21 protein-coding genes are annotated in these 24,485 nt (G+C 73.7%); 17 read left to right on the plus strand and 4 right to left on the minus strand.

Annotation, left to right across the window (positions count from 1 at the left end; translation table 11 throughout):
- The first annotated feature begins 116 nt into the window (after positions 1 to 116).
- From OCU29_RS03870 to OCU29_RS03885, 4 genes are all read left to right on the plus strand, one after another.
- Positions 117 to 1,964: a GAF domain-containing protein gene (locus OCU29_RS03870; RefSeq protein ID WP_261818849.1), complete on the plus strand. Its 1,848-nt coding sequence runs from the start codon at positions 117 to 119 to the stop codon at positions 1,962 to 1,964.
- 109 nt (positions 1,965 to 2,073) lie between these two features.
- The gene (locus OCU29_RS03875; protein WP_261818850.1) at positions 2,074 to 2,844 is read left to right on the plus strand and encodes a 3-hydroxybutyrate dehydrogenase; all 771 of its coding nucleotides are present in this window, start codon (positions 2,074 to 2,076) and stop codon (positions 2,842 to 2,844) included.
- Between the two features lie 60 nt (positions 2,845 to 2,904).
- Entirely contained in the window at positions 2,905 to 3,681 is a 777-nt protein-coding gene (locus OCU29_RS03880; RefSeq protein WP_368858944.1) for a CoA transferase subunit A, read from the plus strand.
- Positions 3,681 to 4,319 carry a 3-oxoacid CoA-transferase subunit B gene (locus tag OCU29_RS03885; protein ID WP_179616172.1) on the plus strand — a complete coding sequence of 213 codons (639 nt, stop codon included), beginning with the start codon at positions 3,681 to 3,683 and terminating at the stop codon, positions 4,317 to 4,319. Before OCU29_RS03880 ends, OCU29_RS03885 begins: the two co-directional genes overlap by 1 nt.
- A 250-nt stretch (positions 4,320 to 4,569) precedes the next feature.
- On the opposite strand, the gene OCU29_RS03890 is transcribed toward OCU29_RS03885, so the two are convergent.
- Positions 4,570 to 5,010, minus strand: a complete 441-nt coding sequence (locus OCU29_RS03890) for an SRPBCC family protein (RefSeq protein ID WP_261818851.1) — start codon at positions 5,008 to 5,010, stop codon at positions 4,570 to 4,572.
- Positions 5,011 to 5,029: 19 nt separating this feature from the next.
- On the opposite strand from OCU29_RS03890, the gene OCU29_RS03895 reads away from it, so the two are divergent.
- From OCU29_RS03895 to ctlX, 3 genes are all read left to right on the plus strand, one after another.
- The gene (locus tag OCU29_RS03895) at positions 5,030 to 7,426 is read left to right on the plus strand and encodes an excinuclease ABC subunit UvrA (RefSeq protein ID WP_261818852.1); all 2,397 of its coding nucleotides are present in this window, start codon (positions 5,030 to 5,032) and stop codon (positions 7,424 to 7,426) included.
- 189 nt (positions 7,427 to 7,615) lie between these two features.
- Positions 7,616 to 8,341 (plus strand): sulfite exporter TauE/SafE family protein, encoded by a 726-nt coding sequence (locus OCU29_RS03900; RefSeq protein WP_261818853.1) that lies wholly within the window; start codon positions 7,616 to 7,618, stop codon positions 8,339 to 8,341.
- A 156-nt stretch (positions 8,342 to 8,497) separates the two neighbouring features.
- A complete protein-coding gene (gene ctlX / locus OCU29_RS03905; protein WP_261818854.1) occupies positions 8,498 to 9,526 on the plus strand; it encodes a citrulline utilization hydrolase CtlX in 1,029 nt (342 codons plus the stop codon).
- On the opposite strand, the gene OCU29_RS03910 is transcribed toward ctlX, so the two are convergent.
- Positions 9,527 to 10,567: an FAD-dependent oxidoreductase gene (locus OCU29_RS03910; RefSeq protein WP_261818855.1), complete on the minus strand. Its 1,041-nt coding sequence runs from the start codon at positions 10,565 to 10,567 to the stop codon at positions 9,527 to 9,529. It abuts the gene before it with no gap.
- A 105-nt stretch (positions 10,568 to 10,672) separates the two neighbouring features.
- On the opposite strand from OCU29_RS03910, the gene OCU29_RS03915 reads away from it, so the two are divergent.
- The 5 genes from OCU29_RS03915 to OCU29_RS03935 all read left to right on the plus strand — a co-directional run bounded on the left by OCU29_RS03915 (position 10,673) and on the right by OCU29_RS03935 (position 17,470).
- The gene (locus tag OCU29_RS03915; protein WP_261818856.1) at positions 10,673 to 11,164 is read left to right on the plus strand and encodes a cupin domain-containing protein; all 492 of its coding nucleotides are present in this window, start codon (positions 10,673 to 10,675) and stop codon (positions 11,162 to 11,164) included.
- A 29-nt stretch (positions 11,165 to 11,193) separates the two neighbouring features.
- A complete protein-coding gene (locus OCU29_RS03920) occupies positions 11,194 to 11,589 on the plus strand; it encodes a pyridoxamine 5'-phosphate oxidase family protein (protein ID WP_261818857.1) in 396 nt (131 codons plus the stop codon).
- Positions 11,590 to 11,763: 174 nt separating this feature from the next.
- Entirely contained in the window at positions 11,764 to 13,251 is a 1,488-nt protein-coding gene (locus OCU29_RS03925; RefSeq protein ID WP_261818858.1) for a DUF3375 domain-containing protein, read from the plus strand.
- Positions 13,248 to 13,985 carry a DUF4194 domain-containing protein gene (locus OCU29_RS03930; RefSeq protein WP_179616181.1) on the plus strand — a complete coding sequence of 246 codons (738 nt, stop codon included), beginning with the start codon at positions 13,248 to 13,250 and terminating at the stop codon, positions 13,983 to 13,985. Before OCU29_RS03925 ends, OCU29_RS03930 begins: the two co-directional genes overlap by 4 nt.
- A 2-nt stretch (positions 13,986 to 13,987) precedes the next feature.
- Positions 13,988 to 17,470, plus strand: a complete 3,483-nt coding sequence (locus tag OCU29_RS03935) for an ATP-binding protein (RefSeq protein ID WP_261818859.1) — start codon at positions 13,988 to 13,990, stop codon at positions 17,468 to 17,470.
- 36 nt (positions 17,471 to 17,506) lie between these two features.
- On the opposite strand, the gene OCU29_RS03940 is transcribed toward OCU29_RS03935, so the two are convergent.
- Together OCU29_RS03940 and OCU29_RS03945 are read right to left on the minus strand one after the other, a co-directional pair.
- On the minus strand, positions 17,507 to 18,214 hold the full coding sequence (locus tag OCU29_RS03940; RefSeq protein ID WP_179616183.1) for a cache domain-containing protein: 708 nt from the start codon (positions 18,212 to 18,214) through the stop codon (positions 17,507 to 17,509).
- The gene (locus OCU29_RS03945; RefSeq protein ID WP_218876346.1) at positions 18,211 to 18,966 is read right to left on the minus strand and encodes a FadR/GntR family transcriptional regulator; all 756 of its coding nucleotides are present in this window, start codon (positions 18,964 to 18,966) and stop codon (positions 18,211 to 18,213) included. The genes OCU29_RS03940 and OCU29_RS03945 overlap by 4 nt, the downstream gene beginning before the upstream one ends.
- 119 nt (positions 18,967 to 19,085) lie before the next feature.
- Here OCU29_RS03945 and OCU29_RS03950 point away from each other — a divergent pair, with 119 nt between their 5' ends.
- The 5 genes from OCU29_RS03950 (at position 19,086) to OCU29_RS03970 (ending at position 24,485) form a co-directional block, all read left to right on the plus strand.
- Positions 19,086 to 20,165: an ABC transporter ATP-binding protein gene (locus OCU29_RS03950; RefSeq protein ID WP_261818860.1), complete on the plus strand. Its 1,080-nt coding sequence runs from the start codon at positions 19,086 to 19,088 to the stop codon at positions 20,163 to 20,165.
- Between the two features lie 121 nt (positions 20,166 to 20,286).
- A complete protein-coding gene (locus OCU29_RS03955) occupies positions 20,287 to 21,414 on the plus strand; it encodes an extracellular solute-binding protein (protein WP_261818861.1) in 1,128 nt (375 codons plus the stop codon).
- A gap of 100 nt (positions 21,415 to 21,514) precedes the next feature.
- Positions 21,515 to 22,285 carry an ABC transporter permease gene (locus OCU29_RS03960; RefSeq protein ID WP_261818862.1) on the plus strand — a complete coding sequence of 257 codons (771 nt, stop codon included), beginning with the start codon at positions 21,515 to 21,517 and terminating at the stop codon, positions 22,283 to 22,285.
- Positions 22,285 to 23,085: an ABC transporter permease gene (locus tag OCU29_RS03965; RefSeq protein WP_179616188.1), complete on the plus strand. Its 801-nt coding sequence runs from the start codon at positions 22,285 to 22,287 to the stop codon at positions 23,083 to 23,085. The genes OCU29_RS03960 and OCU29_RS03965 overlap by 1 nt, the downstream gene beginning before the upstream one ends.
- Positions 23,086 to 23,141: 56 nt before the next feature.
- Positions 23,142 to 24,485 (plus strand): NAD-dependent succinate-semialdehyde dehydrogenase, encoded by a 1,344-nt coding sequence (locus OCU29_RS03970; RefSeq protein WP_179616189.1) that lies wholly within the window; start codon positions 23,142 to 23,144, stop codon positions 24,483 to 24,485.

The raw sequence follows: 24,485 nt of genomic DNA on the forward strand, positions 1-24,485 counted from the left end.
GGCTCTGACGCAGCCCGCGCCCGAGATGCGGGCTGCGCGAGTGGAGGCTGGGCCCGAGGCCCAGTCGTCCTTTACCCAGCCACCGCGAGGGGTCAAACCTCCGGCATGATGCACGGGTGGCCCGCACCCTGCTCGACCTGCTCTACGACGAGGCGCCGCGCGAGGAGTTCGACCGCCTCGTCGAGGCGGGCGGCAACGACCCCGAGACCCGGCGTGCGTACGACGTCGCGCTGCGCCTGCGCGAGCTGATCGCGCGCCAGCGCTCCCGCGAGGCCGAGCTCTCGGCCCTCTACGACACCGCCGGCGACCTCACCGCGATCCGCGACGTCGACACCATCCTGGCCGCGATCGTGCGGCGCGCGCGCCAGCTGCTCAAGGCCGACATGACCTACCTGTCCCTCAACGACGAGGCGGAGGGGGCCTCGTTCATGAAGGTCACCGACGGGGCGCTGTCGGCCGAGTTCCGCACCCTGCGTCTCCCGCTGGGCACCGGTCTGCTGGGCCTGGTCGCCCAGACCGGCGCCCCCTACTTCACCTCCGACTACCAGCACGACGAGCGCTTCGTGCACCGCCGCTTCGTCGACGACGCGGTGGGGAACGAGGGCATCCGGGCGATCCTGGGGGTGCCGCTGGTGCTCGAGGGCCGGGTGATCGGGGCGCTGATGGCCACCCACCGCACGGTGCGCCCGTTCCCGCCCGAGGAGGTCTCGCTGCTGACCTCGTTCGCCGCCCACGCCTCTGTGGCGCTCGAGAACGCGCGGCTCTTCGCCGACCTCGACGAGGCCAACACCCGGCTGCGCGAGCAGGCCGACGCGGTCGAGGAGGCGGCCCGCGTGCACGACCAGCTCACCGGTCTGCTGCTGCACCGCAGCAGCCTCGCCGAGGTCGTCGCCGTGCTCGGGGAGGTGCTCGGCGGTGGCCGGGTCGCGGTGCTCGACGCCGACGGCCACGTGCTGGCCGGCGACCCCGCTCCGGGGCCGGGGCCCAGCCGCGCCGCCCTCGCCGAGGCGGTCGCCTCGGGGCACTCGGTGGCGGTGGCCGGCGGCTACCTGGCGCCGGCGCTGGCCGGTCAGGAGCACCTGGCCACGGTGCTGGTGCACGGCGGCCCCGACCTCGACCGGGCCGGGCGCCGCACCCTGGAACGCGGCGCGATCGTCGCCGGGCTGGTGCTGCTCTTCGCCCGGTCCGTCGACGAGGCCGAGGAGCGCCTGGGCGGCGCCCTTCTCACCGACCTGCTCGAGGGCAGCGACGCCGACCCGGCCCGTCTGCGCCAGCGCGCGCGGGGCCAGCGGCTGCGCCTCGACGCCGGCTGCGTGGTGGCGGTGGCCGAGGTGCCCGCGGGGGAGCGGCACCGCGCGGTGCGCGCCGCGGCGCGCCTGGCCCGCGCCGTCGACGGGCTGGCCGTGGAGCACCGTGGCCGGCCGGTCCTGCTGGTGCCCGCCCACGACGACCCGCTGACCACCGGGCAGCGGCTGCGCGCCGCCCTGGCCGAGACCTGCGGCGAACCGGTCACGCTGGGGGTCGCAGCGGGCCCGGCGCACCCCACCGACGGCGCCCTGCCGGCGGCGTACGACGAGGCGCGCCGCTGCCTCGAGGCGCTCCTGGCCCTGGGCCGCACGGGGGAGTGCGCCGACCCGGCCGCCCTGGGGGTGACCCGGCTGCTGCTCGGCACCAGCGGACCCGGCGACCTGGAGGACTTCGTGACCCGCTCCCTGGGCCCGGTCCTCGAGCACGACCAGCGTCGCGGCACCGAGCTGGTGGCCACCCTGGAGGCCTGGTTCGCCGAGGGCGGGCGGTCGCGGGCCACCGCCGAGCGGCTGCACGTGCACCCCAACACCGTCGCCCAACGCCTCGACCGCGTCACCGACCTCCTGGGGCCGCGCTGGCGCGAGCCCGACGCGGCTCTCGACCTGCAGCTGGCGCTCCGGGTCGCCCGCCTGCGCTCGCCGCAGGACCAGGACTGAGCCCGCCGGGCCCCACACCCACCGCTGTGTGCGACAGGCACACCCCGACCGCAGCACGGTGGGTGACTCGCACATGGTCCGACGGGCCCGGTCGTCCTACCGTGTCGCCATGAGCTCTGTGACCGCCACCACGCCCGCGCCCCTGGAGGGTCGCCGCGCCCTCGTCACCGGCGGCGCCGGCGGCATCGGCGCCGCCGTCGTCGAGGCCCTCGCCGCCCAGGGCGCCCACGTCGTGGTGGTCGACCGCGACGAGGACGCCGCAGCCAAGGTCGCCGCCCGCGTCGGCGGCAGCGCCGTCGGCGTCGACCTGACCGACCCCGCGGCGATCGAGGGCCTCGACCTCGACGTCGACATCCTGGTCAACAACGCCGGCGTCCAGCACGTCGCGCCCGTGCACGAGCTCGACCCCGCCAAGTTCCAGCAGGTCCACGACCTGATGCTGCGGGCCCCCTTCCTGCTGGCCCGCCGCGCCCTGCCCGGCATGTACGAGCGCGGCTGGGGCCGGCTGGTGCACGTCTCCAGCGTCCACGGCCTGCGCGCCTCCGCCTACAAGTCGGCCTACGTCTCGGCCAAGCACGGCCTCGAGGGCCTGTCGAAGGTCCTGGCGGTCGAGGGCGCCGGCAAGGGCGTCACCTCCAACACCGTGTGCCCCGGCTACGTGCGCACGCCCCTCGTCGAGGGCCAGATCGCCGACCAGGCGCGGGTGCACGACCTGCCCGAGGACCGGGTCGTCGACGAGGTGCTGCTGGCCCGGACCCCCGTCAAGCGCCTCGTCGAGCCCGAGGAGGTCGCCGGGCTGGTGACCTGGCTGTGCGGCCCGCACGCCGCCTCGGTCACCGGCACCTCCCACGTCATGGACGGCGGGTGGACGGCGACGTGAGCCGCCCCGCGCCCGTACCCTGGCTCCGCCCCTCCAACCAGACAGGTCGGTGAACAGCAGATGATCGACAAGACGTTCGGGTCGGCGGCGGAGGCCGTCGCCGGCATCGCCTCCGGCTCCACACTCGTGGTCGGTGGCTTCGGCCTCTGCGGCATCCCCTCGGTGCTGATCCAGGCCGTCCTCGAGGCAGGCACCGACGAGCTCGAGCTGGTCTCGAACAACGCCGGTGTCGACGACTGGGGCCTGGGGCTCCTGCTCGGCGCCGGGCGCGTGCGCCGCATGGTCGCCTCCTACGTGGGGGAGAACAAGGAGTTCGCCCGCCAGTACCTCTCGGGCGAGCTCGAGGTCGAGCTGACCCCGCAGGGCACGCTCGCCGAGCGGATGCGGGCCGGGGGAGCGGGCATCGGTGCGTTCTTCACCCGCACCGGCGTCGGCACCCAGGTCGCCGAGGGCGGGCTGCCCTGGCGCTACGCCGCCGACGGCAGCGTCGCGATCGCCTCGCCGGCCAAGCAGACCCAGGTCCTGCCCACCCCCGACGGCCCGCAGGAGCACGTGCTCGAGCACGCGATCCACGCCGACTTCGGGCTGGTGCGCGCCTGGAAGGGCGACCGGCACGGCAACCTCGTCTACAAGGACGCGGCGCGCAACTTCAACCCGCCGGCCGCCATGTGCGGGCGCACCACCATCGCGGAGGTCGAGCACCTCGTCGAGCCCGGCGAGATCGACCCGGCCGACGTGCACACCCCCGGCGTGTTCGTGCAGCGGGTGGTCGAGCTGACCCCCGAGCAGGCCGCCGACAAGCGGATCGAGAAGCGCACCGTGAAGGAGGCCAGCTGATGGGCTGGAGCAGGGACGACATGGCCGCGCGTGCCGCGGCCGAGCTGGAGGACGGCTCCTACGTCAACCTCGGCATCGGGCTGCCCACCAAGGTGCCCGACCACGTGCCCGACGGCGTCGAGCTGGTGCTGCAGTCGGAGAACGGGATCCTGGGCGTCGGGCCCTACCCGGTGGCCGGCACCGAGGACCCCGACCTGATCAACGCCGGCAAGGAGACCGTCACGCTGCGCCGCGGGGCGTCGTACTTCGACTCCGCCACGTCGTTCGCGATGATCCGCGGCGGCAAGGTCGACGCCGCGATCCTGGGCGGCATGCAGGTCGCCGGCAACGGCGACCTGGCCAACTGGATGGTCCCGGGCGCGATGGTCAAGGGCATGGGCGGCGCGATGGACCTGGTGCACGGCGCCCGCCGGGTCATCGTGCTGATGGAGCACACCGCCCGCGACGGCTCGGCCAAGCTGGTGCGCGAGTGCTCGCTGCCGCTGACCGGCAAGGCAGTGGTGCACCGGGTCATCACCGACCTCGGCGTCCTCGACGTGACCGGCACCGGCTTCCGGCTCGTCGAGCTCGCGCCCGGCGTGAGCGAGGACGAGGTGCGCGAGCACACCGACGCCGACCTCGAGGTCGCACTGGGCTGAGCCCGGCCACGAGGTGAGACGGCTCAGCAGCGGCGGGGCCACGCCCAGGCGTCGCCGCGGTGCAAGCTCCGCCGCGCGGGCACCCGGGTCTGCTCGGGTCAGCGGTGACCCAGCAACCGTCCGGCGCCCGCGCCCGGTTGCTGACGCACCGCCCACCCGGGTCGCTGAGGAAGTGGCGCCGGCTCGCTGGGGAAGTGGCGCCGGCTCGCCGAGGAAGTGGCGCCGGCTCGCGGTCGGATCTCGGCTCGGGTCAGTGGCGACGCTCGGCGATGAACGCCAGGCGGCGCAGCGTCTCGGTGTTGCGCCAGGCCAGCGGCACGTCGCGCAGCGGCTTGGGCACCAGCCTGCCCGGGCCGCTGCGGGCGTCCTCCTCGATGGTGACCCGGGTGCGGGTGCCGCCGTCGAGCGGCTCGAGGCGCAGCGTCACGCCGGCCTCGCCGCTGGGCCACGCCTTGGCGTGCACCCGCAGCAGCTCCACGGGGCGGCACTCCACGACCTCGGTCTCGTCGTCGAGCAGCAGCGGCCAGCTGCCCACCGAGTGGTGCAGGCGGGCGCCCACGGCGGGCCAGTCGTCGTCGACCTCGCGCATGCGCGAGGCGCCCACGACCCACAGCGGGTAGAGCCAGCCGTCGGCCAGCACCGCCCACACGTCGTGCGGCGGTGCGGAGATCTCCCTGGTGTTGGTGCTCACGAGATCTATCGTGACCACCATGGTGGCTGCGCAAACCGACCGCGGGGGTGAGCACCCCGCCGACCGGCACGACCTGATCCGGGTGCAGGGGGCGCGGGTCAACAACCTGCGCGACATCGACGTCGAAGTGCCCAAGCGGCGGCTGACGGTCTTCACCGGCGTGTCCGGGTCGGGCAAGAGCTCGCTGGTGCACGGCACCATCGCCGCGGAGTCGCAGCGGATGATCAACGAGACCTACAGCGCCTTCCTCCAGGGCTTCATGCCGAGCCTGGCGCGCCCCGACGTCGACGTCCTCGAGGGGCTCACCACGGCGATCGTCGTCGACCAGGAGCGGATGGGCGCCAACCCGCGCTCGACAGTCGGCACCGTCACCGACGCCAACGCCATGCTGCGCATCCTCTTCAGCCGCATCGGCGAGCCGCACGTCGGCCCGCCGGCGGCCTTCGCGTTCAACGTCCCCACCCGCACCGCCAGCGGTGTGATGAAGTCGCAGAAGGGCGGGAGCGAGCAGCGCACCGTGGTCCGCGAGGCGGTCTACCAGGGCGGCATGTGCCCGCGCTGCGACGGCACCGGGCGGGTCAGCGACATCGACCTGACCGCGCTGTACGACGACTCCCGCTCGCTGGCCGAGGGCGCCCTGACGGTGCCCGGCTTCAGCATGGACGGCTGGTACGGCCGGATCTTCAGCGGGGCGGGCCTGCCGATGGACAAGCCGATCGCCAGGTTCAGCGACGAGGAGCTCGACATGCTCCTGCACGCGCCGCCGACCAAGATCAAGGTCGACGGGGTCAACCTCACGTTCGAGGGGCTCATCCCCAAGATCCAGAAGTCGATGCTCTCCAAGGACCGCGAGGCGCTGCAGCCCCACGTGCGCCGCTTCGTGGAGCGCGCCGCCACCCAGCAGACCTGCCCGGAGTGCGGCGGCACCCGGCTGCGCCGCGAGGCGCTGTCGTCGCGGATCCGCGGCCGCAACATCGCCGAGCTCTGCGCGATGCAGATCAGCGACCTGGCCACGTGGCTGCGCGACCTCGACGAGCCCGGCGTCGCGCCGCTCGTCGGCAGCCTGCGCCACCTCGTCGACTCCTTCGAGGAGATCGGGCTGGGCTACCTCTCCCTCGACCGCCCCTCCGGGACCCTGTCGGGCGGGGAGGCCCAGCGCACCAAGATGATCCGCCACCTCGGCTCGTCGCTGACCGACGTCACCTACGTCTTCGACGAGCCGACGATCGGCCTGCACGCCCACGACGTCGAACGGATGAACCGGCTGCTGCTGCGCCTGCGCGACAAGGGCAACACGGTGCTGGTCGTCGAGCACAAGCCCGAGGCGATCGTGGTCGCCGACCACGTCGTCGACCTGGGGCCCGGTGCCGGCTCGCAGGGCGGCACCATCTGCTTCGAGGGCAGCGTCGAGGGGCTGCGGTCCAGCGGCACCGTCACCGGGCGCCACCTCGACGACCGGGCCCGGCTCAAGGACACCGTGCGGACCGCGACCGGCGTCATCGAGGTGCGCGGGGCCGCGACCCACAACCTGCGCGACGTCGACGTCGACATCCCGCTCGGGGTGCTGTGCGTGGTCACCGGGGTGGCGGGCTCCGGCAAGACCTCGCTGGTGCACGGCTCGGTCGCGGTGCGCGACGACGTGGTGGTCGTCGACCAGGGCCCGATCAGCGGGTCGCGGCGCAGCAACCCGGCGACGTACACGGGCCTGCTCGACCCGGTCCGCAAGGCTTTCGCCAAGGCCAACGGCGTCAAGCCGGCGCTGTTCAGCTCCAACTCCGAGGGGGCGTGCGGGGCCTGCAACGGCGCCGGGGTGATCTACACCGAGCTCGGCATCATGGAGACCGTCGAGTCCACCTGCGAGGAGTGCGAGGGCCGCCGCTTCGACCGCGCGGTGCTCGAGCACACCCTGGGCGGCCGCGACATCGCCGAGGTCCTGGCGATGTCGGTCGACGAGGCGGCCGGCTTCTTCGCCGAGGGGCCGGCGCGCACCCCGGCGGCCCTCGCCGTGCTCCAGCGCCTGGTCGACGTCGGGCTCGGCTACGTGCGCCTGGGCCAGCCGCTCCCCACGCTCTCGGGCGGCGAGCGGCAGCGCCTCAAGCTCGCGACCCACCTCAAGGACAGCAGCGGCGTGCTGGTGCTCGACGAGCCCACCAGCGGCCTGCACCTGGCCGACGTCGAGCAGCTGCTGGCGCTGCTCGACCGGCTCGTCGACGACGGACGCTCGGTCGTGGTCGTCGAGCACCACCAGGCCGTGATGGCCCACGCCGACTGGATCGTCGACCTCGGGCCCGGAGCCGGTCACGACGGCGGCCGGGTCGTCTTCGAGGGCTCCCCCGCCCAGCTGGTCGCCGACTCCGGCACGCTCACCGGCCGGCACCTCGCGGCGTACGTCGGCGGCGAGCCGGCTCGGCGCTGACCAGCCAGAACCCTTCCTGAGGGTGGTGGTCGGGCCCCGGTGCCCGGTGGCTTGATGGGAAGCGGGCGCGGTCCCACGCAGCAGCGGACCGCAACCGGACACGGGGGACCGCACCCACGGCCCGGCGGCAGCACGCCTGTCGCCGGGTCGAGTGCGGTGCCGGGCCCCCACCAGGGCAGGATCGCCCCCGTGGGCACCCTGGTCGTCGTCGCAATCGCGGCCGTGGCGATCTTCGCGCTGGCAGCCCTGGCCCAGGCCGCCAGCGGCTTCGGCTCGGCGCTGGTCGCGGTGCCCCTGCTCAGCTTCGTCGTCGGCCCCGGCGACGCACTCGTGGCCGCGACCCTCGCCGGGCTGGTCCTCACCGGCGGTGCCTGGCGCCGCGAGCACGGCCACACCGACGCGCCCGTCGTACGACGGCTGACCGCGGCGGGGGCCCTGGGGATGCCGGCCGGGCTGGCGGTGCTGCTGCTGGCCTCCGAGCGGGTGCTGACCACGGTGATCGCGGTGGTGCTGCTGCTCACCGTCGCGCTGCTGGCCGCGGGGGTGCGGCTGCCGACCGGCCGCCGGGCCCAGTGGGGCGCAGGCGTGACCAGCGGCGCGCTGCTGACCTCGACGGGCATGAACGGCCCGCCGCTGGTGCTGGTGCTGCGCGACGAGCCTCCGCACCGCTTCCGGGCCACCCTGCAGGCCACCTTCTGCCTGCAGGACGCGGTCGCGGTGGTCGCCTTCGTGGCCCTGGGACAGGTCGGGGCGCCGGTGCTGGTGGCGGCCGGGGCCGGGGTGCTCGGGATGCCGCTGGGCTGGCGCCTGGGCGACGCGGTCTTCCAGCGGCTCTCGCCGCAACGGTTCCGGGTGCTGGTGCTGGCCGGGCTGGTCGTCACGGGCGTCGTGGCCCTCGCCAAGGCGCTGGCCTGAGCGCGAGCCGGCGCCAGTTCCCCGCCGAGCCGGCGCGAGTTCCCCGCCGACCCGGCGCGAGTTCCCCGCCCAGCCGGCGCGAGTTCCCCGCCGACCCGGCGCGAGTTCCGGACGTCGGCTCCGTGTCCGGCGCCGTCGTCGTCTAGGTTCCGGGGTGTGAGCGCACAGGCCCCCTCCGCCGTCATCCTGGTCCGAGCCGAGAAGTTCGTCCCCAACCCCGCCACCGCGGCCGACAACGCCTTCCAGGCCGACGTGCCGCCGGGCCAGAGCGACGCCGAGACCTCGGCGGCGGCGCTGGCCGAGATGGACGCGGTCGCCGAGACGCTGCGCGAGGCCGGGGTGCGCGTGCACGTCTTCGCCGACAGCGACCACACCCGCCCCGACAGCGTCTTCCCCAACAACTGGCTCTCCACCCACGCCGGCGGCCAGGTCGCGGTCTACCCGATGTACGCCTCCAACCGGCGCCACGAGCGGCGCTCCGACGTCCTGGAGATGCTCAAGTCGTCCTACCGGGTGCAGACGATCGTCGACTACTCCGGGCTCGAGCCCGACGGCATCTTCCTCGAGGGCACCGGCGCGATGGTGCTCGACCACGTCTCGCGGGTCGCCTACACCGCGGTCTCGCACCGCGCCGACACCCACGTGCTCGAGCGCTTCTGCACCGACTTCGGCTACGAGCCGATGGCCTTCGACGCCGTCGACTCCGCCGGCGTGCCGGTCTACCACACCAACGTGATGGCCTGCATCGGCACCGACGTGGCCCTCTTCGCCCTCGAGATGATCCCCGACGAGGTGCGCCGCGAGGCGGTGCGCGAGCGGCTGACGGTCAACGGGCGCCGGGTCGTGGAGCTGACCGAGGAGCAGGTGCGCGAGTTCGCCGGCAACGCCGTCGAGCTGTGCGGCCGCACGCCCGACGGCCGGCGCCGCTACATCATGGTGATGTCGGCGCGGGCCCGGCGCAGCCTGCGCGCCGACCAGGTCGCGGCCATCGAGGAGTCGTGCGAGATCGTCGCGGTGGAGATCCCGACGATCGAGCTGGCCGGCGGCTCGGTGCGCTGCATGATCGCGGGGGTCCACCTCGACCGCCGTCGCCCCGGCCTCGAGCCCGAGCGCACCCCGGCGGTCGAGGCGATCGACGAGGACCCGCACACCCCCGACGGCCGCGACGTCGCCGGCGACGACTGATCAGCCGGTGATGGCGTCGACGGCGCGCCCGGCAGCGGCCAGCGCCCCCTCGACGTGCCCGGCGTACGACGTCGCGGTCTCGGTCGAGGCCCAGTGCAGGCGGCCGTCCAGCGCCGGCGCGCTCAGCAGCGGGTGGCCGTAGCGGGAGTGGTCGGCCGGCCGTGCGGCCGCGTCGGCCGGGCTGGTCCACCGTTCGCGGCTCCAGTCGGCGATGGTGAGGCTGCGGGGCTCGGCGCCGCGCGGGCCGAAGAGACGCCCGAGCTGGGCCCGCACCTGCGCCTCGGCGTCGGGACCCAGCAGCGCCGCGGGGGCGAACCCGAAGATCGCCGCGGGGTCGCCACCGGGGCCGGACAGGTCGTGCACCTCCTGGAGCGGCCCGAGCCGGCTGGCCGCGGCGCCGGCCAGCCCGGCGTGGCGCCAGAACGGCTCGTCGTAGACAGCCACGACCTTCGCGACCTGGCCCATCCACACCGGCACCGTCGCCGCCAGGCGCGCCACCGCCCCGGGCAGGTCGGGCAGGTCCACGGTGTCGACCGCGACCGACGGGGGCAGCGCGAGCACCACGTGGCGGGCCCGCCACCTCCGGCCGCGCGCGCCGACCTCGAGCCGGCCCTCGGCACCCACGACGACGCGGTCGACGGGGTGCTCGAGCAGCAGGCTGCCGGCCGGCAGCCGACGGGCCAGGGCGTCGGTGAGACCGGCCGCACCGCCGACGTAGCGGTGCGCGGGCACGTCGATGAGGTTGCCGGGGTGGCGCAGCACCCCGCCCCGGTCCTCCACGACCGTGTCGCCGGCCAGGTGCTGGGCGTACGTCGCCACGCCGAGGCGGCGGGCCAGCGCCAGCACGCGCGCCTCGCCGTCCCAGCCCCACGATGCCCCCAGGTCCAGGCCCTCGGGCGTGCTCAGCAGCCGGCCACCGGTGCGGGAGCGGGCCTCGAGGACCACCACGTCGGACCCGGCGCCGGCCAGCGTCTCGGCGGCGGCCAGCCCGCTGATGCCTGCTCCGACCACCACGACGTCGGTCTCCTGCGTCTCGCTCACCCCGTGAGTCTCCCCGGGACGTGCGGACGGCCACTGGCCGGGGCTGGCCGCAGATGCCCCGGATGGGGCATGGCCGGGCGGTGCCTCCGGGCGTAGCGTGCGGTCATGGACGGCGCAGCACCCGTCGTGCTCGGCCCCGAGGACGGCGACATCTCACCCGAGGGCCGGGTCCGGGACCGCTTCCTGCTGGAGGCGCACCAGACCGGCGGCCGCTTCGCGCTCGTGGAGCACCGCTTCGAGCCGCACTCGTTGGCCGCGCCGATGCACCGGCACTCCCGCGAGGACGAGTACACCTACGTCGTGCGGGGCCGGATCGGCGCGATCACCGACGGCCGCGAGGTGCTCGCCGAGGCCGGCGACCTGGTGCACAAGCCGCGCGGGCAGTGGCACACGTTCTGGAACCCCGGCGACGAGGAGGCGCGCGTGCTCGAGCTGATCTCGCCGGGCGGCTTCGAGCAGCTCTTCCGCTGGATGATGACCCACCCGGTCGAGGACCCCGCCGAGCTGGCGGTCGAGGGGGCGTCGTACGGCGCGGAGATCGACATGGAGGCGACCACGAGGCTGCTGCAGGAGCACGCGGGCGAGTTCGACTTCTGAGGACGACCAGGCACCTGGGGAGGACGGGCGTGGAGGAGCTGGACGCGGGGGAGTGCTGGCGGCTGCTGGGCGAGGCCGCGGTCGGCCGGCTGGCGTGGTGCGAGGCCGACGGGCCGGTGCTGATCCCGGTCAACCACGCCGTGGCCGACGGCGTCCTGCTGCTGCGCACCGCCCCCTGGACCTCGTTGGTGACCCACGTCGACGACAGCCCGGTCGCCTACGAGGTCGACGGCAGCGACCCGGGGACCCGCACCGGCTGGAGCGTGCTGGTGCGCGGGCGCGCCGAGGTGTCGTACGCCGCCGACCGCCACGCGAGCGACTCGCACGCCCCCGATCCTTGGCCCGACCCGTGGCCCGACCGCTCGCACGCCGCCCTGGTGCGCATCCACCCCGACGAGGTCACCGGACGCCGCCTCACCCGCTGACCCGGCACATATCTCCCACCGACCCGGCGCGAACTTCGCGCCGACCCGGCGCGTACCCGCGCCCCGGCACCCTGCCGGATCCGCCCGGGCCCCCTCTCTGGGATGCTTGCCCGTCGTGTGCGCAGGCTAGAGCGGGCCGGAGCGGGGCCGGGGCAGGTCGAGGAGGACGAGGCAGTGAGCGAGATCGCGAGCGAGCTCGCCCGGGTCAAGGGCGCCTTCGCCCAGCCCACGCTGACCCTGCTGCACCAGCGCCAGGCGCCGGTGGTCATCACGATCTTCCGGGCCGTCTTCGGCCGCGACAACCGGCCGGTGCCCACCGCCCGGCTGCACGCGCAGGTCGAGGAGCAGCTCGCCCAGATCCGCCAGGCCGGCGAGGTCGAGGTGCCCAACGGCAGCGTGCGCGACCTGTGCCACCGCTGGATGCGCGGGCAGTGGCTGGTGCGCTCGCTCGACGAGCGCGGCCAGGAGGTCTACACGCTGACCTCGCACGCCCAGCAGGCGCTCCAGCTGGTCAAGAACCTCACCCGCGACCGCGCGACGCTCAGCGAGCACCGCATCGCCACCCTCCTGGGCACGGTGCGCCGCTTCAACGCCGAGGCCAACCCCGACCGCACCGCGCGCGTGAGCATCCTCAACGGCGAGATCGCGCGGTTGCAGGCCGAGCGCGACCGGCTCGTCGACGGCGCCGAGATGCCCAGCCCGACCGAGGACTACATGCTCGAGGGCTTCACCGAGCTGCTCTCGCTGGTCTCGGCGCTGCCCAGCGACTTCGCGCGCGTCGAGGAGCGCTTCACCCAGATCCGTGGCGAGATCCTGGCCGCCTTCCGGGCCGAGGACCGTCCGGCCGGCGAGGTGATCGACGACTACCTGGCCCGCGCCGACGCGCTGATGACCGCCACCCAGGAGGGCCGGGCGTTCGAGGGTGCCTTCGCCCTGCTGCGCGACGACGCGCTGGTCACCCGGCTGCGCGAGGACCTGGGCGCGCTGCTCGACCACCCTCTCTCCGACCGGCTGCTGGGGGAGGCCGAGCGCGCCGAGCTGCGCGGCACCGTGCGCCTGGTCCGCGAGGGCCTCGACCGGGTGCTCTCGCAGCGCTCGCGGGTCACCGCGACCCTCAAGGAGTACATCGTCTCCCACGACGCCGTGCGCGACCGCCAGCTCGAGCAGACGCTGCGCCAGGTCGAGTCCGAGCTGATGACCTGGATGGCGGCCACGGGGCCGCGCGCCACCCACGACGTGCCCCTGCTGCCGGCCCGGGTCACCCTCGACCACCTGCGCGAGCGCTTCCACGACCAGGCAGACGACGTGCTGCCCGACCGCATCACCACCGCCGACCCCGACGACGCGCCCCCGGTCTCGCTCGACGAGCTGCTCGCCCAGGGCGGCCCGCAGCTCTCGGTGCTGCGCGGGCGCCTCGACGAGGCGCTGGCCGACCTGGTGCCGGCGGGCTCGCTGGGCGAGGTCTTCGACTCCCTCGACCCCGCCCTGCGCCGGCCCGTGGAGATCTTCGGCCTGCTGCACCTGGCCGCCAACCGCGGCTGGCACAGCGACCAGGGCCTCGAGGCGTACGCCGCCGTGCGCCCCGACGGCTCGACGCGCACCTTCACGGTGCCGCGCACCCCGCTGCCCGACCCCGACCTCGAGAGCGAGCACCACCGATGAGCACCTACCTCGAGCACGACCCGGGCGACGTCGAGGCGCTGGGCGAGGAGGACCTCGAGGCAGGCTCGGTCTCCCTCTTCGAGGGCGACGAGGGCGGTCTCGACCTCGGCCAGCGCCACGCCCTGGTGACCCTGCTCAAGCAGCGCTTCATCTCGGCCCGCACCCACCCGCGCGACTGGGCGGTGCTGGTGGAGCACGAGCGGCTGCTGCGCTCGCGCCTCAACGACCTGTTCCTCGACCTGGCCGTCGACCGCTCCCGCGAGGTGGCCTGGAAGCGCCAGGCGATCTCCGAGACCGGCAGCCGCTTCCCGACGCTGCTCTACGACGCCGCCTGGTCGCGCGAGGAGACGCTGGTGCTGATCCACCTGCGCGACCGGCTGCGCAGCGGCCTGGCCGGCGGCGAGACCCGGGTGCACGTGGACCGCGAGGACGTCGTCGACTACGTCGCCAGCTTCCGCCCCGCCCACGCCACCGACGAGTCCGGCGACGAGAAGCGGGCCCGCAACGCGGTCGCCAGCATCGTCAAGGCGGGCCTGCTGATCGGCGCGGTCGGCGACGACCGCTACGAGGTCAGCGAGGCCGTCGAGCCGCTGCTGCCGCTCGAGGTGCTCCAGCAGCTGCTCGAGTCGCTGCAGCGCGCCAACAGCGGCGAGCAGGCCGCCGACGACGAGACCCCCGACTCCGACCTCTTCGAGCCCGACGCCCCGAGCAACGCCACCACCGGAGGCCAGTGAGCATGTCCATCGACGAGACCGAGCAGCTCGACGAGAGCACCGGTGGCCTGTTCGAGCACCAGCTGGTCGCCACCCCCGGCGACGACACGATGCAGTGGCGCGCCGGGCTGCTGCAGATGGTCAACTGGGGCGGCTTCGCCGGCCTGACCACGGTGCCGCTGGGCGGCGACGCGACGATGATCTCGGGTGCCTCCGGCGTCGGGAAGTCCACCATCCTCGACGCCTACACCGCGCTGATGATGCCCTCGGACACCAAGTTCAACGGCGCCTCCAACGACGCGGTCAGCGGCCGCGCGCGCGGCGTGGGCCAGCGCAACCTGCTGTCCTACCTGCGCGGCGCCGTCGACGTGGTCGACGACCCGCGCACCGGCCGGCCGGTCGAGAAGCTGCTGCGCGGGCGCGGCGTCGACACCTGGGGCGCGGTCGCGATGACGTTCGTCAACGACCGCGGCGGCTCCTTCACCGCGCTGCGCACCTACTACGTGCCGCGTCGCGCGACCCGCTCCAGCGAGGTCCAGATGCAGCTGGTCAGCCACGAGGGGCCGCTCGACCTGGCCTCCCTCGAGGTCGCGGTCGCGGAGCGCTTCCACGCCAACACCCTCAAGAAGCTCTACCCCGGGGTGCGGGTGCACCGCACCTACGCCGAGTACGCCGAGGTGCTGCACGCCCGGCTCGGCATCGGGGCCGGTGGCGACGGCGCCAAGGCGCTGCGGCTGCTGGCGCGCATCCAGGCGGGCAACCAGGTGCGCAGCGTCGACGAGCTCTACAAGGACATGGTGCTCGAGCGCCCCGCGACGTACGCCGCCGCCGACCGCGCCATCGAGCACTTCGACGACCTCGACGCCGCGCACGCCGCGATGCGCACAGAGGAGGAGAAGCTGGCGCTCCTCGAGCCGGTCACCGGCCTGCAGGAGCGCCGCGTGGCCGCGGCGCACCGGCTCGCGCAGCTGGACTCCTACGGCGTCACCGCGCCGGGCGACACCCCGCTGCGGCTGTGGCTGCTGCGCACCCACCGGCGCCTGATCGAGGCCGCGGTCGAGCGCAACCGCGACGAGCGGGCCGCCACCTCCGAGGCGCTGGCCGGCGCCCGGTCGGCCGAGGCCGCGCTGGTCGCGGACCTCGAGGCCGCCAAGGACGCCCACCGCGACGCCGGCGGCGGGGACCTCCAGGCGCTGGCCGCGCAGGTCGAGCACGAGCGGGCCATCCGCGAGGAGCGGGCCGCGCGGCTGGCCGAGCTCGAGGAGCGGGTCTACCCGCTGGTCGGGCAGGACGACGCGCCCGACCTCGACTCGGCCCTCGACTCGGCCGAGGGCTTCGCAGCGCTGCAGCTGCACGCCCGCAAGCAGCTCGCCGCCGGCGACGACGCCCGTGCCCGGCTGCGCGCCGAGCGTGACGAGGTGCGCGACCAGCTGGTGCCGCTGAAGGAGGAGCAGGCCGCGCTGCGGCGCGAGCGGGCCTCGCTCGAGAGCCGCGCCGGCCGGGTGCCGTCGTACCTGCACGAGCTGCGCGCCGAGGTCGCCCGGGCCGCGGGCATGTCGCCCGAGGAGCTGCCCTACGTCGCCGAGCTGCTCGACGTGGCGCCCGAGGAGTCGCGCTGGCGCACCGCCATCGAGACCGTGCTGGGCGGCACCGCCCGCACGATGCTGGTGCCCCTCGACCGGCTCGCGCACTTCTCCTCGGCGATCGACGGGCTGCGCCTGCGCACCCGCTTCACCTTCCAGGGCGTCGAGCTCGACCTGCCCGGCACGGGCCCCTCCGACCCCGAGCGGGTCGCGGGCAAGCTGCTCTTCAAGGACTCGCCGTTCTCGGGCTGGGTGCAGCAGCACGTCGCGGAGCCGTCCCGCAACGCCTACTGCGTGGAGACCGCGGCGGGGCTCGACGGCCCCGGCTTCCGGGTCACCGAGGCCGGGCAGACCCGCAACGGCCGCCGCGGCGCCCACGGCCGCGGCGAGCAGCGCAGCATCATCGGCTTCTCCGGCGAGGAGGCCGTCGAGGAGGTCGACGCCCAGCTGGCCCGCCTCGAGCGGCAGATGCTCGAGGTCGACGACCGGCTCGCCGCGCTGGACCGCCGCGCCGGAGTGCTGGAGCAGCAGCGCTCGGCGTACGACGCCGTGGCGATGGTGCGCCACGACGACGTCGACGTGACCGGCTGCGACCGGCGCATCGCCGAGCTCGAGCAGCGCCGCGAGGCGATCCTGACCGCCGACGACCGGCTGCAGGTGCTGCAGGAGCAGATCGACGACCTGACCGCGCGCCTCGACACCACCCGCCAGCAGCGCTTCGCCCTCGAGCAGCAGCAGCGGGCGCTGGGCTCGCGGCACGGCGAGCTCGTCGAGGCCGAGGACCACGTCAACGACCGCCTCGACGCCACCCCGCGGCCCGAGGGCCCGGGCAGCACCGGGCTCACCGACGAGCAGGAGGTCGCGCTGGGCGCCGAGCTCGCCGCGGCCGCCGCCCCCGCCGACCCCGACGACCTCGACCGGTTCGCCGAGAACGCCAAGCGGCTCGAGGCCCGCCTGCACGCCGCCGTCGCCGACGCGACCGCCGAGGTGCAGCGGGTCGAGGACGACCTGGCGGCCGTGTTCCGCCAGTACAAGTCGCGCTGGGACTCGCCCAACCTCGGCGCCACTGCCGACTCCTACCCCGACTACGAGCGCATCCTCGAGGAGATCCGGGGCAAGGGCCTGGCCGACCGCCGCTCGGAGTGGCGGCGACGCCTGACCGAGTGGAGCGGGCAGGACCTGGTGCCGCTGGTGGGCGCGATGGCCGCCTCGGTCGAGGAGATCGAGGACCGGCTGGTGCCGATCAACGCGATCCTGCGCCGGCTGGAGTTCGGCGGCGCCGGCGACCGGCTGCGGATCAAGCTGCGACGCCTCTCGCCGGTGCACGTGCAGTCGTTCATGAAGGACCTGCGGGCGCTGTCGGCGGGCAGCGGGTCCACGGCCCCGCTCGAGGAGGCCGACCTCGAGCGCCGCTTCGCCGAGCTGAGCCGCTTCATGGAGCAGCTGCGCCCGCAGGCCCCCGGCGGGGCCCCCACCGACCGCGACCGGCTGCTCGACGTACGCCGCCACGTCGAGGTCAGCGCCGAGCGCTACGACCACCTCAGCGGCGAGCTGCGCGCGACGTACCGGACGCTGGGGGAGAAGAGCGGCGGCGAGAGCCAGGAGCTGGTGGCCTTCATCGTCGGCTCCGCGCTGCGCTTCCGCCTCGGTGACGAGATGCGCTCGCGGCCGCGCTTCGCGCCGGTCTTCCTCGACGAGGGCTTCGTCAAGGCAGACTCGGAGTTCGCCGGGAGGGCGGTGCGGGCCTGGAAGGGCCTGGGCTTCCAGCTGGTGATCGGCGTGCCGCTCGACAAGGTCACCGGTCTCGAGCCGCACATGGACGAGCTGCTCGCCATCACCAAGAACGCGACCACGCACCAGGCGTGGATCACCCCGATCACCGACGCCGCCACGGCCCGGGGGAGCGCCGCGAGCGACGCCTGAGGCCCCGGTCCGCCGCCGGGAGGGCCGATCGCGGCCTCAGTCGGCCATCGTGACGACCGACAGCGGGAGGCCCTCGATGGCGTGGGCCGACCCGGAGGTCCGCCAGCCCTCGGGCAGCAGGTCGCCGCACACGTGGTGGCCGCTGTTGCTGGACAGGATGCGGCCGTCGTCGTTGACCACGGCGAGCCGGGCCCGCGCGGCGCACAGCGGGGGGAGCAGCAGCTGCTCGGCGCGAGGCACGGCGATGTCGGCGCCGACGACGCCGGCGAACCGGCCGCCGGTCGTGATCGGGGTGGTGAAGGTGAGGGTGTACTCCTCGGTGCACAGGTAGTCGACGTAGGGGCCGGTCACGTGCGGGTGGCCCGAGTCGCGCGGCACGACGTACCAGGGGAGCGACTCGTAGTCGTAGAAACCGATGCCCTGCGGCTCCGAGTGCGTGACCAGCCGCTGGACCCGCCCCTCGGCGTCGGCCGCGAACCACTCCAACCAGTAGGCGGCGTCCTCGAGCAGGCCGACGGCCGCGACGAAGCCGGCGCCCTGCACCGGGTGCGCCGGGTCGCCGAGGACCGGCTGCACCAGCCGCTCGACGGCACCGAGGTGGCTGCGGCGCGGGGTCGCCTCGGTCTCGAGGGCGGTGGTGAGCTCGGCGGCGACGCGACCGGTCAGCTCGAAGGCGTGCCGGGCGAGGTCCTGGACGGCGGCGCGCACCTGGGCGAGCTCGGCGGCGGAGGGCTGCTGGGTCATGGGCGGTGCTCCCGGAGTCGGTAGTCGATCAGGCGCGCGGTCGAGTCGGCGACCCGCCCCTCCGCGGCCTCGCGGGCCGCCGGGGGGTCGCGACGCTCGATCGCGGAGACGACGGCACGGCAGCTGTCGACGAGCTGGGCGTGGCTGGTGTCGTCGCCGAGGGCGATCCACAGCAGGGTGCCGAACTCCGCCTGCAGCCGCACCTCCTCGTGGTAGAGCCCCGGGGACTGCGAGGCGGCCGCCATCTCGATGTGGAACTGCGCGTCGGCGCGGCGCCGGGCGTCGGGGGTCTCGGCGCTGGCCAGGACCTCCGCGACCCGGCTCAGCCGGTCGACGTCCTCGCTGCTCGAGCGCCGGGCGGCGAGGGCTGCGCTCGCGCCGCTGATGGCGGCGTACACGTCACCGAGGTCGCGCAGCTCGCTGAGCGCGAAGCCGTCGAGCCGTCGCCGGGCGAGCTGGACGATGCCGTCCTCGGGGGTCCGGACGAAGCTGCCGCCCCCGCGCCCCCTCCGCGTCTCGATCAGCCCCTCGCCGCGCAGCACCGAGAGGGCCTCGCGGACCGTGACGGTCGAGACCCCGAAGATGCTCGCGAGGTCGGTCTCCCCGGGCAGCTGCTCGGCGTCGGGGAGGAGCCCCAGGGCGATGGCGTCGGTGAGCCGGCGCACGACGAGCGCGGAGCGGCTCATCGACTCCAGCGGCGAGAAGACCGCCGCCGACGCACGCCCGTAGAACGGCACCGCCACGTCGAGCACTCCCTCTCGTGTTTCCGCCCGATGACATTTCGGGTCCATCCTGCCCGAACTCTTGTAACTATGAACTATGAAGTCATATGTTTCGAGAACTCCTCGGCGTTCGACGAAAGGCAGCTGCGATGACCGTCCCCACCAGCGCTCCCGCGGAGGTGCGGTCCGCAGCCGGCACGCAGCCCGCGATCTCGCTGCGCGGCCTGCGCAAGACCTTCGGTGAGGTCGCCGCCGTCGACGGGGTCGACCTCGACATCGACGACGGCGAGTTCTTCTCGATGCTCGGGCCGTCGGGCTCGGGCAAGACCACGGTGCTGCGCCTGATCGCGGGCTTCGAGTCCGTCACGGCCGGGACGGTGGAGCTCGACGGCGTCGACGTGACCCGGGCGGCGCCCTTCGAGCGCGAGGTGCACACGGTCTTCCAGGACTACGCGCTCTTCCCGCACATGAGCGTGCTCGACAACGTCGCCTACGGCCTGCGGGTGCGCAAGATGGGCAAGCGCGACCGACGGGAGCGGGCCCGGCAGGCGCTGGAGACCGTGCGGCTCGACCACCTCGGCGACCGCAGCCCGGCCCAGCTGTCGGGGGGCCAGCGCCAGCGCGTCGCCCTCGCGCGGGCCGTGGTCCTGCAGCCGCGGGTGCTGCTGCTCGACGAGCCGCTCGGCGCCCTCGACCTGAAGCTGCGCGAGCAGATGCAGGTCGAGCTCAAGCAGCTGCAGCGCGACCTCGGCATCACCTTCGTCTTCGTCACCCACGACCAGGAGGAGGCCCTGACGCTGAGCGACCGGATCGCGGTCTTCGACCAGGGCCGGATCCAGCAGCTGGGCACGCCGCGCGAGATCTACGAGCACCCCACGTCGGCGTACGTCGCGGGCTTCGTCGGGACCACCAACCTGCTCGACACGGAGACCTCGCAGCGCCTCCTCGGGGTGCGTGGTGACCACGCCGTGCGACCCGAGCGGCTGCACCTCTCGCCCGTGGGCGAGCACACCGACGTCTCGGCAGACGAGGTCCGCCTCGAGGCCGCGGTGGTCGAGAGCATCTACCTCGGGACCGGGCACCGCGTGCACCTGCGCACCGAGGAGGGCCTCGAGCTCGTCGTCCTCGAGCAGGCCGCCGGAGCGCTCGACACCCGCGGCCACCGGGGCGACACCGTGACCGTGCGGTTCGCCCGCGCCGACGTCGTGCCCCTCTCCACGTCCACCTGACCCCGACCTCCACCGCTGCGACCGCGCAGCGGAGCCCCACCCCACCCCCTCACAGAGAGCGACACCCCACATGAACTCCCACTTCCGACGCGGCCGTCTCGCCGCGACCTGTCTGTCCCTCATGGCGGTCACGGTCCTGACCGCCTGCGGTGCCGGTGACGACGACAAGACGACCGAGGCGGTCGAGGAGCTCGGCGAGATGGAGGGGCAGGTCTCCATCCTGGCCTGGCCGGGCTACGTCGAGGACGGGAGCAACGATCCCGACGTCGACTGGGTCTCGGCCTTCGAGGAGGAGACCGGGTGCCAGGTGACCAGCAAGGTCTACGGCACCTCCGACGAGGCGCTGAACCTCGCCAAGTCCGGTGAGTACGACGTCATCGCGGCCTCGGGCGACCTGTCGCTGCGCCTCATCAGCTCCGGCGAGGCGCAGGAGGTCAACACCGACCTGGTGCCCAACTACGACCAGGTCTTCGACTTCCTCAAGGACAGCGAGTGGAACACCCTCGACGGGGTCAACTACGGGGTCCCGCACGGCTACGGCGCCAACCTGCTCATGTACAACGAGAAGAGCTTCGACACCGCCCCGACCTCGTGGGGGGCCGTCTTCGAGGAGGAGGAGCTCGAGCGCAACGCGGGCAAGGTGACCGCCTACGACTCGCCGATCTACATCGCCGACGCCGCGCTGTACCTGATGAAGACCCAGCCCGAGCTGGGGATCGAGAACCCCTACGCGCTCGACCAGGAGCAGCTCGACGCCTCGGTGGAGCTGCTCAAGCAGCAGCGTGAGTACGTCGGGGAGTACTGGTCGGACTACCTCAAGGAGATCCAGGCCTTCGAGACCGGCAACTCGGTGGTCGGCACCACGTGGCAGGTCATCAAGAACAACATCTCGAACAAGGACGTCGCCGTCACGCTGCCCGAGGAGGGCGCCACCGCCTGGAACGACACCTGGATGCTGTCCTCGCAGGCCGAGAACCCGAACTGCTCCTACGCCTGGATGGACTACATCCTCAGCCCCGAGGCCAACGCCCAGGCGACCGAGTACTTCGGGGAGGCGCCGAACAGCCCGGCCGCCTGCGAAGAGACGACCAACCCCGAGCACTGCGACATCTTCCACGCCGGTGACGAGGAGTACGCCGAGCAGCTGTGGTTCTGGCGCACGCCGATCAAGGACTGCCTCGACGGCCGCGACGTCGAGTGCACCGACTACGCCGACTGGACCCAGGCCTGGACGGAGATCAAGGGCTGAGCATGGCCGCCACCTCCCACGTCACCGAGACCGGTCCCGGCTCCTGCACCGTCGCCCCTGGCTGCGCCTGGCGCTGCTGCTCTCGGCCCCGCTCGCGTGGATGCTGCTGGTCTACGTGCTGGCACTGGCGGCGCTGCTGATCACCTCGCTCTGGTCGGTGGACAGCCTGACCAGCGAGATCGACCGGTCGTGGACGTTGGAGAACTTCCGGACCCTGGTGGAGAACGAGGTCTACCGCAACGTCACCCTCCGCACCCTGGGCGTGGCCCTGGCGGTCACGGTCGTCGACGTCACGATCGCGCTGCCCATCGCCTTCTACATGGCCAAGGTCGCGACACCGCGGGTGCGCAACATGCTCGTCGTCGCCGTCCTCACCCCGCTGTGGGCCAGCTACCTGGTCAAGGCCTTCTCCTGGCGCGTGGTGCTGTCCGAGGGCGGGCTGGCCGAGTGGAGCGGCATCGGCTCGCCGGGCTACGGGCTGACCGCCGTCGTGATCACCCAGTCCTACATCTGGCTGCCCTACGTCATCCTCCCGGTCTTCGCCGCCCTCGACCGGGTGCCCGACTCCATGCTCGAGGCGGCGGGGGACCTCGGTGCCCCCACCGGGATGGTCCTGCGCACGATCGTGCTGCCGCTGCTCGTGCCGGGCATCGTGGCCGGGGCCATCTTCAGCTTCTCGCTGACCATGGGCGACTACATCACCGTCAACATCGTGGGCGGGGCCAGCCAGATGCTCGGCAACCTCGTCTTCGTCAACGCGGGCGCCGCCAACAACCTGCCCCTGGCGGCCGCCATCGCGATGATCCCCATCGTGGTGACGCTGGTCCTGCTGGCCGCCATCCGCCGCACGGGTGCCCTGGAGAACCTCTGATGAACTTGAGCCTCGCCGCCCGCCGCACCCTGGCCGGGGTCACCGTGGGCGTCCTCGCCCTGATCTACCTGCCGCTGTTCGTGGTGCTGGTGAACTCGGTGAACCCGAGCCAGACCATGACCTGGCCGCCGAGCGGGGTGACCTTCGAGTGGTGGCGTCGTGCGGGCCAGAGCGCCGGGGCGCGCGAGGCGCTGCTGACCAGCGTGCAGGTGGCGCTCATCGCGACGGCCATCGCCCTGGTGCTCGGCACCCTGCTGGCCATGGCGCTGCAGCGCTACTCCTTCTTCGGCAAGCACTCCGTCAACCTGCTGGTGATCCTGCCGATCGCCCTCCCGGGCGTGGTGACGGGCATCGCGCTCAACAACGGCTTCCGGGGGATCCTCGGCATCGACCTGTCGCTGTGGACCATCGTGGTCGCGCACGCCACCTTCTGCATCGTCACCGTCTTCAACAACGTGCAGGCCCGCCTGCGCCGGTTGGGCACCAGCCTCGAGGAGGCCTCCGCCGACCTCGGCGCCGGCGTCTTCACCACCTTCCGCCTGGTGACGCTGCCGCAGATGCGCTCGGCGCTGCTGGCCGGCGGGATGCTCGCCTTCGCCCTGAGCTTCGACGAGATCATCGTGACCACGTTCACCGCCGGTGGCGGTGCCAACACCCTGCCGATCTGGATCCTCAACAACATGTTCCGGCCCAACCAGGCGCCGGTGGTCAACGTCGTGGCCGTGGTCCTGATCGTGGTCTCCATCGTCCCTGTCTGGTTCGCCCAGCGGCTGTCGAACGACGTCGACCCCAGCCGCTGACCCCACCGTCGACCCCACCGTCGACCCCACACCGCACCGTCCCCGAGGAGAGAGCCATGATCGAGTACGCCGTCCGCAACCCCGCCACCGGTGAGCTGGTGGAGACCTTCGAGGCAGCCACCGACAGCGAGGTCGCGGCCGCGGTCGACGCCGCTGCCGCGGCGTACGCGTCGTGGGGGAGGGCCTCCACGGTGGCCGACCGGACAGCACTGCTGCACCGGGTGGCGACGCTGCACCGCGAGCGCCGCGACGAGCTGGCGCGGACCATGATCGAGGAGATGGGCAAGCCGCAGGCCGACGCCGACGGCGAGGTGGACTTCGCCGCCGACATCTACGACTACTACGCCACCCACGCTGCGGACTTCCTCGAGGACGAGGTGATCGAGCTGGGCGCCGGCGAGGGCACCGCCCTGGTGCGCCGCGGGCCCGTCGGGGTGCTGCTCGGGATCATGCCGTGGAACTTCCCGGCCTACCAGGTCGCCCGCTTCGTCGCCCCCAACCTCGCCCTGGGCAACACCATCGTGCTCAAGCACGCACCCCAGTGCCCGCGCTCGGCCGCGCTGCTGCAGCAGGTCTTCCGCGACGCCGGTTTCCCCGACGGCGCCTACGTCAACGTGTACGCCACCCACGAGCAGGTGGAGGGGATCATCGCCGACCCGCGGGTCCAGGGCGTCTCCCTGACCGGCTCCGAGCGGGCCGGTGCGGCGGTCGCGGAGCTCGCCGGCCGGCACCTGAAGAAGGTGGTCCTCGAGCTCGGGGGCTCCGACCCGTTCGTGGTGCTCGGCTCCGCCGACCTCGATGCCACCGTCGAGGCCGCGGTGGCGGCCCGGCTGGAGAACACCGGCCAGGCGTGCAACGCCGGCAAGCGGTTCATCGTGGTCGACGAGCTCTACGACGACTTCGTCGCCCGCTTCGGCGAGGCGCTGCTCGCGGCCTCGCCCGACGCGCCGCTGTCCTCCGAGACCGCCGCGGAGCGCCTGGCCCAGCAGGTGGGCGCCGCGGTCGACGGCGGGGCCGTCCTGTCGAGCGCCGGCGAGCGCGCCGGGGCGTTCCACCCGGCGGGGGTCCTCACCGAGGTGGCCCCCGACAACCCGGCGTACCGGGAGGAGCTCTTCGGCCCGGTGGCGATGGTCTTCCGGGCCGCCGACGAGGACGACGCGGTCCGCCTGGCCAACGACACCCCGTACGGGCTGGGCTCCTACGTGTTCTCCGACGACCCGGACCAGGCGCAGCGGGTCGCGGACCGGATCGAGGCGGGCATGGTCTTCGTCAACGGGGTCGGGCTCGACGCCGCCGAGCTGCCGTTCGGTGGCGTGAAGCGGTCCGGGTTCGGACGCGAGCTGGGTCGCTACGGCATGGAGGAGTTCGTCAACAAGAAGCTGATCCGGACCGTGGGCTGA

This window comes from Nocardioides sp. OK12 (genome assembly GCF_024341885.1).
GTDB classification, from domain to species: domain Bacteria; phylum Actinomycetota; class Actinomycetes; order Propionibacteriales; family Nocardioidaceae; genus Nocardioides; species Nocardioides marinisabuli.